The following is a 5,427-nucleotide window of genomic DNA, read 5'->3' as shown; positions in this document are numbered from 1 at the left end:
CGTCGGACCCGTCCCAGACGTGTTGGCCCCCGAACGGGCAGCGGCCTTGCCGGGCATCCACGGACCAGAACAGCAATGCGCAGTGCTGGCATATCTTCCAGTTGGTCTGGTCATGGGCATCCTCGGCTGGGTTGATCTCAGGGAGAAGTCGCCGAGGGCGTCGTCGGGTTGGTGGGGCAGGCCGTCGTAGGCGCACACCCCGTTGGCTGGGCCGCCGGCGTCGAACAGTGCCTCGCACTTGCCGCACATGCGGAATCCGTTGCGGCGGTGAGGTTGTACGCCGATATTGCGTACCGCGAGGAAGTGCAGGCCGAGGGGGCGTGCGGTTCGAGTCGGCCGACGTCGACGCACCAGCCCAGCTTGGGGGCGAGCAGGAACTCGATGTCCCAGGGCCCGCTTGTGGACGGGTCGGTTTTGTTGAACCAGTAGTTGCCCGGTTGCGGGTCGCCGTCCCGGTGGGGCGTGATCGGCCCGGGCGGGGCGACGCCGCCGAAGACGTACATGCGGCCGTCGAAGCTGAACGCGGCGCCGGGGGTCTCGTTGGAACCGAGGTAACCCGTCGGAGGCGCGGCGTGGAAGGGGTCGTAGCGGGCGTTGGGGATGTCCTGGTCGGTCACCGCGTTGAGGTGGATGCCGCCTCCTGGCGCGGCGTTGCAGATGCCCTTGGTCGGCCATCCGTTGAAGAACAGGGTGTGGCAGTTGGCGCAGTAGCGCCAATCCGACTGCCCGCCTTGGGATCCCGGCCGCACGGGCAGGACGAACGCCCAGCTGCCGTGGTCGTCGTGGTCGCCGCCGCCCGCGCAGCCGTCGATGGGGCCGCCTTGTAGAACAGCTGGTGACATTTGGTGCAGAACCGCCACTGGTTCTGTCCTTCGGTCGCCGGTTCGACGGGCACCGACAGGTCCCAGCTCAGACCGTAAGTGTCGTGGGTTCCGCCCAGCGAACACGCTGCCGGTGCGCCCAGGGTGTAGAACAGGGCGCAGCAGCGCATGCAGAACTGCCATCCGGGCTGACCGCGCACGTTCGGGCCGCTTCGTGGCAGCTGGAAGTCCCAGCTGTCGGTCAGGAGGTGGCCGCCGTTGCGCAAGAGCTCGGGTTCGGCGGTCCAGGCCACCATGTCGGAGTTGTCGGGCGGCTTGCCGGACTGGTCGGTGGCGACGTCGCCGGTGAACAAGTAGAGGCGCCCGTCGGAGTGATCGGCGTTGGCGCCCAAGTCGATTCCGATGGCGTTCCAGAAGCGGCCGGTGTCGGTGAGCAGCGGATGGCCGACGGGGTCGGTGAGGTGTTTCCACGTCTGGCCGGTCGCACCGGTGATCTGGCCGATCCGGACGGCGTCAAAGATCCGGTACACGGTGCTCTCCCTGGCCGGGTGACGGGCTGGATCTGGCCGGGTTCAAGGATATCGGGCCTTGCTCGCAGCGGCGGACAACGCACTGGTCGTTCGTTGCCGTGTCAGTCAGTACGGCATTCGAGTAGCCGTCTACTCATGCGCAAGATCGTGGTGTCGGGCTTGAGCCGTCTAGTGGACACGGCCCCGGCCGCATCGAACAGCGCGACTGGCTGTGGCTGAAATCTGAAGCATGAATGCGGGATGGAGAGGCCGGCAGTGTGCGCGATCAGCAACCTAATCGTGTTGCACACGTAGCGATTCCGCTCGGTCATTGAGCGCAATGCCCTAACGTCTTCCCCGGGCATCGCGCACGATTTCGACGCCGTCATTGCAAACCCACAATGCGTGGGGGTAGCCGAAGTTGTAGCGGGTACGACAAGAGACTGGCACCGTTCCAGTTAAAGTTCACGTGTCCCGGAAGCTCTAATCAGTGATGAATTCGACAGCGGCCACTAGTGTCCTGGCCTAGTCGTCCAGGAACACCACGTGCTTGTCCATGCTGTCGCGTCCGGTGCGCAGGTTGTTGGCCGGGAAATCGGGGTCGGGGTAGCCGATCGCGAGCCCGCACAGGATCGTCATCTCGGGCGGGATGTCCAGCTGGGCCCGGACGATGTCGGGATAGCCGCCGATCGCGACCTGAACACAGGTGCCCAGCCCGCGGGCGGTCAGCGCCAGAATCAGTGTCTGCAGGAACATTCCGACGCCCAGGCTGTCGACAAGGCCGAAGTCCTGGTGCATCGACACCACCGCGCCCAGCGGCGCGCGGAAGAATTCCCAATTGCGTAGCACCGCGATGCGCCGCCCTTCGGCGTCATCGCGGGCGACGCCCATCGAGCCGTACACCTGCGCACCCAGCTCATAGCGCAGATGGGCGAACTCGGGCGGCAATTGCGGCACTTTGGGCGGTTCGGAGCGCGCCTTTTCCAGCATCGCCGCCACCAACCGATCCCTTGCCGCTCCTGAGGTGAACACCATATGCCACGGCTGCACGTTGGAGTTCGACGGCGCGCGCACGGCCAGCTCCAGCGATTCCTCGACGAGGCGCCGTGGTACCGGGTCGGCCAGGAACATTCGCGTCGAGTGCCGCTGCCGGATGGTTTCGTCCAAGTCGTACATGCCTCGATGCTTTCAGCCGCGGCTACTCAGCGCGAGCAGTCCCCCGCAAGCGGGAGGTGCCCCCAGCAAAAAGCACCCGCACGCGCGGCGTCGGGTGCTTTCGCCTGCTCGCCACTCACGGCAACCGCCAATCGATGGGGTCGGCGCCCATCCCCGCGAGTATCTCGTTGGTACGGCTGAACGGACGCGAGCCGAAGAACCCGCGCGACGCCGACAGCGGCGAGGGGTGCGGCGACTCGATGGCGGCGCATGTGCCGTCGGCCAGCATCGGTTTGAGCGTCGAGGCGTCACGCCCCCAAAGAATCGCCACCATCGGCTGTGGGCGCGCCGCCAGCGCTCGAATTGCGCACTCGGTGACCGCTTCCCAACCCTTGCCGCGATGCGACGCCGGATTGCTGGGGCGCACGGTGAGCACCCTGTTGAGCAGCATTACTCCGCGCTCCGCCCAGGGCGTCAGATCACCGCACGAAGGTTGGGGATGGCCCAGGTCGGCGCTGTACTCGTCGAAGATGTTGGCCAGGCTGCGGGGCAGCGGCCGCACCTCTGGGGCGACCGAGAAGCTCAGGCCCACAGCATGTCCGGGTGTCGGGTAGGGATCCTGCCCGACGATCAGGACCCGCACTCGGTCGAACGGGAAGGTGAAGGCGCGCAACACGTTCGAGCCCGCGGGCAGATACCTGCGCCCGGCCGCGATCTCAGCGCGCAGGAACTGTCCCATTTGAGCGACCTGTTCGGCGGCCGGCTCCAGCGCGGCCGCCCAGCCGGGTTCGACGAGTTCGCTCAACGGTCGCGCGGTCACTGCACGCCTTTTACCAGCAGCACCACCGTGTCCGCGCCGGCCTGGCGGTCCTTCGAGATGTCCTGGTATTCGGGCGATTGCGCCCAACCGCGGAAGGCGGCCTCGTCGGGGAAGGACATCAGCACCACCTTCTCGCGGTCCCACTGGCCCTCTATCACCTGGGGCGACTCGTCGGCGGCCAGCAGCGTTCCCGGGTGCTGACGGAAGACCTCCATGAACCTCGCCTGGTACCGGTCGTAGGCGGGCCGGTCGGTGAATCTCAGCTGGGCGATCGCGTAAACGCTCACCGCGTCACCCTAACGTCCGGGCTGTCCGCCGCGCCGCGGCAGGCGCGCCAATTGGTGCCGAGCGCTAGAACGATTCCCAGCCCGCGTAGCCGGCCCACTCCTCGCCGTCGACCAGCACCCGGGCCGGGCCGTCCAGCACCCGCCCGATGACGCGCCATCCGGCCGGCGCCGGGCCGGCGAAACAGGCCACCAGGGCGTGGTCTTCGCCGCCGCCCAGCACCCACGGCCACGGGTCGGCGCCCACCGCGGCCGCGGCCTCCGCCAACGCGTCGCGGTCCGGGGCCAACGCCGCGGTGGACAGGTCGATGCCCACCCCGGAAGCCTCGGCGACGTGCCGCAGGTCGGCGATCAGGCCGTCGGACACGTCGATCATCGCCTGGGCACCCGCCGCCGCGGCCGCCGCACCCTGACCGTAGGGCGGCTGCGGCACCAGATGGCTACTGCGCAAATCGTCAAACCCGTCAATCCCCTTGTCCCACAGGGCATATCCGGCAGCCGAGCGGCCCAGCTCGCCGGCGACGGCAACCGTCGAGCCGGACTTCGCCCCGGAGCGCAGCACCGGTGCGCGGTCGTCGAGGTCGCCCAGCACCGTCACCGAGAGCACCCATTGCGGGCAGCTGACCAGATCACCGCCCACGATGCCCGCACCGATCCACTCCGCCTCGTCCCACATCCCGTCGGCCAGCGCATCCACCTGCGCTGCCGGCGTATCCGCCGGCGCCCCGAAACCCACCACGAACGCGGTGGCCCGCCCGCCCATCGCCTCGATGTCCGCAGCGTTCTGCGCGATCGCCTTGCGGCCGACGTCGTGGGGTGTCGACCAGTCGAGCCGAAAGTGCCTGTCCTGTACCAACATATCGGTCGACACCACGGTGCGGCGATCGCCGGCGGACACCACCGCCGCGTCGTCGCCGGGGCCGAGCACGACCGCGGCGGGCTGTAGGCGGTCCCGCGTCACCCGCTGGATCACCGCGAACTCACCGAGCTGCTGCAACGTCGGCGACTCTCCCGATGCGTCCTCGCGCACGCCACCTCCTCGGGTAAGTTGGGTCCCTGCCCGCCCGGGCCGACCGCGCCAGTGTATGAGAGTCCGAGGTAGCCACGCAGGTGACGCGCGACCCACATGACGGCCCCGACGGTCCGCCACGTGCCCTGATCATTGCCGCCGTGCTGTTGGCGGTGACTGTGGTCGGCGTCATCCTGGTCATCGCGTCGACCCGGCAGGCACCACGGCAACCGGTTGCCCTGCCCGCCGTCGCGGCACCGGCGGCCGGCTCCCCCGCATGCAAGGCGCTGACGGCGGCCCTGCCGCAGCGACTCGGCGACTACCAGCGCGCGTCCGTCGCGCAACCCGCACCCGAAGGCGCTACCGCCTGGCGGGCCAGCCCGGACGGCGAGCCGGTGGTGCTGCGCTGCGGGCTCGACCGCCCGGCCGAGTTCGTGGTGGGCTCCCCGATCCAGATGGTCGACCGGGTGCAGTGGTTTCAGGTGAAACCACAGCAGGAAGACCGGTCCACCTGGTACACGGTCGACCGACCGGTGTATGTGGCGTTGACGTTGCCGTCAGGATCGGGGCCGACGCCGATCCAGGAACTCTCCGAAGTCATCGATCGCACCATCACCGCGGTGCCCATCGACCCGGCTGGCGCTCGTTAGCGCAGGCCAATCCCCCGGGACAGCGCAGTCTCCACCATGGTGGCCAACAGCGTCGGGTAGTCGACGCCGCTGGCCGCCCACATCCGCGGGTACATCGAGATCGTGGTGAAGCCGGGCATGGTGTTGATCTCGTTGATCACCGGGCCGTCGTCGGTGAGGAAGAAATCAACCCGGGCCAG

Annotated in this window: 7 protein-coding genes and 1 pseudogene; 1 reads left to right on the top strand and 7 read right to left on the bottom strand. The window is 68.4% G+C overall.

Annotated features, from left to right (window positions below):
- Positions 1-137 precede the first annotated feature (137 nt).
- From VML93_RS22475 to VML93_RS22450, 6 genes are all read right to left on the bottom strand, one after another.
- Positions 138-617: a hypothetical protein gene (locus VML93_RS22475; RefSeq protein ID WP_325614455.1), complete on the bottom strand. Its 480-nt coding sequence runs from the start codon at positions 615-617 to the stop codon at positions 138-140.
- Positions 614-1,351, bottom strand: coding sequence for a hypothetical protein (locus tag VML93_RS22470; RefSeq protein ID WP_325614454.1), 738 nt, complete (start codon positions 1,349-1,351; stop codon positions 614-616). The genes VML93_RS22475 and VML93_RS22470 overlap by 4 nt, the downstream gene beginning before the upstream one ends.
- A gap of 504 nt (positions 1,352-1,855) precedes the next feature.
- A complete protein-coding gene (locus VML93_RS22465) occupies positions 1,856-2,506 on the bottom strand; it encodes a nitroreductase (RefSeq protein WP_325614452.1) in 651 nt (216 codons plus the stop codon).
- Positions 2,507-2,621: 115 nt separating this feature from the next.
- The gene (locus VML93_RS22460) at positions 2,622-3,305 is read right to left on the bottom strand and encodes a uracil-DNA glycosylase (RefSeq protein ID WP_325614450.1); all 684 of its coding nucleotides are present in this window, start codon (positions 3,303-3,305) and stop codon (positions 2,622-2,624) included.
- Positions 3,302-3,592, bottom strand: a complete 291-nt coding sequence (locus VML93_RS22455; RefSeq protein WP_325614448.1) for a DUF1330 domain-containing protein — start codon at positions 3,590-3,592, stop codon at positions 3,302-3,304. The genes VML93_RS22460 and VML93_RS22455 overlap by 4 nt, the downstream gene beginning before the upstream one ends.
- A gap of 64 nt (positions 3,593-3,656) precedes the next feature.
- Positions 3,657-4,619 (bottom strand): thiamine-phosphate kinase, encoded by a 963-nt coding sequence (locus tag VML93_RS22450; protein ID WP_325614446.1) that lies wholly within the window; start codon positions 4,617-4,619, stop codon positions 3,657-3,659.
- An 80-nt stretch (positions 4,620-4,699) separates the two neighbouring features.
- Between VML93_RS22450 and VML93_RS22445 the strand changes: the two genes are divergently transcribed.
- On the top strand, positions 4,700-5,248 hold the full coding sequence (locus tag VML93_RS22445; RefSeq protein WP_325614444.1) for a DUF3515 domain-containing protein: 549 nt from the start codon (positions 4,700-4,702) through the stop codon (positions 5,246-5,248).
- Here VML93_RS22445 and VML93_RS22440 read toward each other — a convergent pair.
- Positions 5,245-5,427, bottom strand: a pseudogene (locus VML93_RS22440) (D-alanine--D-alanine ligase A); the annotation flags it as partial. The gene VML93_RS22445 and the pseudogene VML93_RS22440 sit on opposite strands and share 4 nt — an antisense overlap.

Source organism: Mycobacterium sp., from assembly GCF_035499775.1.
Lineage (GTDB): Bacteria > Actinomycetota > Actinomycetes > Mycobacteriales > Mycobacteriaceae > Mycobacterium.
This window is presented reverse-complemented; position numbering and strand designations above follow the sequence as displayed.